Source organism: Nocardia farcinica (genome assembly GCF_029867845.1).
GTDB classification, from domain to species: domain Bacteria; phylum Actinomycetota; class Actinomycetes; order Mycobacteriales; family Mycobacteriaceae; genus Nocardia; species Nocardia farcinica_A.
This window is the reverse complement of the sequence record NZ_JARWRU010001064.1, coordinates 1-2,382: the sequence shown is the minus strand read 5'-3', so window position 1 is coordinate 2,382 and position 2,382 is coordinate 1. Positions and strand designations below refer to the sequence as shown.

Sequence of the window (2,382 nt, the reverse complement as noted above, 5' to 3'; positions counted from 1 at the left end):
CGGTTCGGCCGCGCGCTACGCGCAGCTCGGGGAGCCGGCGTGGGCATTGGCGAGCATCTGGCAGGCCCACGCCTTCTGGAGCTTCCAGCGGCCGTCCTCGGCGACGAAGGGAATCGTGGCCTCCCCGGGGACGGGGTTGCCGTCGATGCGCATGTCGGCGATGCCCTGCATGGTCGGGCCGCCGGCGTGTTCGACACCGATGATGGTGATCTCGACCTTGTTGGCCTGGGCGGCCTCGGCCAGAGTGGCGACCAGGTCGGGGTCGTCGGCGGAGTCCTCGACATAGGTGGTCTTGTGGGTGGCGGGGGCGGGCGGGTCCAGCGCGATGCCGAGGCCCGCGTTCAGTTCGGCCGGGGTGGGCACGGGCGGGATCGCCTGCGAGGCCTGCTGCGCGGAAGTCGCGGATGTCGTTGCGGGCGGGGCGCTCTCGGGCTCGTCGCCGCAGGCGGAGGCCAGGGTGAGGGCGGCGAGGAGCAGGAGGGTCGCCGGGAGCGCGCGGCGGGGCCTGCCGGCTGCCTCGGGGGTGCGGAACACGGACGGTGTGCGGAACACGGGCTTCCTTTCGGTCTCAGTCGACCGCTACGGCTTCGATGATGTCGAGGCGGGCGGCGCGGATCGCGGGTGGGACGGCGCCGAGCAGGCTCAGCACGACCGCGGCCACCGTGACGAGCAGGACGGTCGGCGCGGGCTGCCAGGTGACGTCGATGTTCATGGCGTCCACGCTCACCCGGTCGAAGAACCACTGACTTGCCAGGCCGAACAGCATGCCGAGCAGGCCGCCGACCACGCCGACCGCGGCGGCCTCGGCGAGCACCGCGGCCAGCATCTGCCGCCTGCTCGAGCCGAGGGCGCGCAACACGCCCAGTTCGCGGCGGCGTTCGAGGACCGACAGTGTCAGCGTGGTCAGCAGCGCGATCGCGGCGATCAGCACGACGATCACCCACAGCGCGTTGCTGACCGCCATGCCCTGTCGCAGCGCGCCTTCGACGCCCTCGGTGGACTGTCCCGCCGAGTAGACGTGCACGTGCTCGGGCACGACAGCGGTGATCGCGGCCTGCACCCGCGCGGGGTCGGCGTCCGCCTCGGCGGTGATCTGCAACGCGGTCGCGCCTGGCCGTTCGAACCAGGTCCGCATGGCGTCCAATCCGATGGCGACCGTGCCCGACAGGGTGGTGAAATAGGGCACGACCGCCGCGACCGTGGTCCGCTGGATGCCGCGCGGGGTGCGCAGTTCGAACGCGTCGCCCGGTTCGAGCCCGAGTGACCGGCTCATGGCCCGGGAGACGATCACGCCACGGCCGGCGAGGACCTCGGCGCGGACCCGCTCGTCGAGGTCGTCCATCAGCGGACTCGCCGAATCCGGGTCGAGCCCGTGCACGGTGATCCGGTCCGCACCGGAGGTCGCGTACGCCACCTGCGTCGCGCTCACGGCCGCCACCCCGGGCAGGCCCGCGATCGTGGCCGCGAGACCGTCGGGCAGGGTCGGGCCGGTCGGCAGCTGGTCGGCCGGATGGGAGGCCACATGGACGTCGACGTGGCGGTCCGAGGTCACCGAGTCGCGCACCGAGTCGAGCAGGTCGCCGTTGGCGCCGGTGATGGTCACCGTCACCGCGACCGCCATGAACACCGTCATCAGGGTGCCCCACACGCGGCGCGGCGCCCGCTCCAGGGTGGCGGCGGCCAGCTCGCCCGCCGCCCCGGCCCACCGAGCGACCGCGGTGGCGGCACGGACCAGCTGGGGTGACAGCGCGAAGCACAGGGTGATGCTCGAGCCGAAGAACAACGACAGCGCGATCCCCGACCACAGCAGGTCGCCGGGCTCGAGCAGCAACAGGCCCAGCGCGATCGTCAGAGAACCGACCGCGGAGAAGCCCGCGCCCAACCGCAGCCAGCCGGGCACGTGGTCCGACGGCGCGGTGCCGACCGGGGCGAGCGCCTCCACCGGCGAGACCCGGTACACCTGCCGTGCGGCCACCGCCGAGGCGGTCACGCCGGTCGCGACGGCGGCCACGACCGCGACCGGGATGCCCGCGCCCGGGAAGATGTAGACCGTGGTGGCCTCCACCGACTGCATCAGCGAGGCGGGCAGTGTCGTGATGGCGGCCCGGCCCATCAGCGCCCCCAGCGCCGCGCCGAGCAGACCGCCGACCGCGCCCACGATCGCCGCCTCGACCAGCAGATCCTGCACCAGGGTGCGGCGTTGCCCGCCGATCGCGCGCAGCATCGACAGCACCGCCCTGCGTTGCGCGATCGCCATGGTCACGGTGGTGTAGATCTGGGTCGCCGCGACGATGATCGCCAGCACCGCGCGCTTCTGGTTGTGGTGGTGGTGGGTGCGGGTGCGGTTGCCCGCCTGCTCGGCCGGCGGGCTGGGCTCGGGGG

The 2,382-nt window shown here is 73.3% G+C and carries 2 protein-coding genes; both read right to left on the bottom strand.

The features are described 5' to 3' along the window. Window positions 1-15 precede the first annotated feature (15 nt). Window positions 16-552: a hypothetical protein gene (locus QH283_RS23495; protein WP_280505111.1), complete on the bottom strand. Its 537-nt coding sequence runs from the start codon at window positions 550-552 to the stop codon at window positions 16-18. Between the two features lie 16 nt (window positions 553-568). Next, window positions 569-2,382, bottom strand: a 1,814-nt coding sequence (locus QH283_RS23490; protein WP_280505110.1) for an ABC transporter permease, incomplete at its 5' end; no start/stop codon positions are given.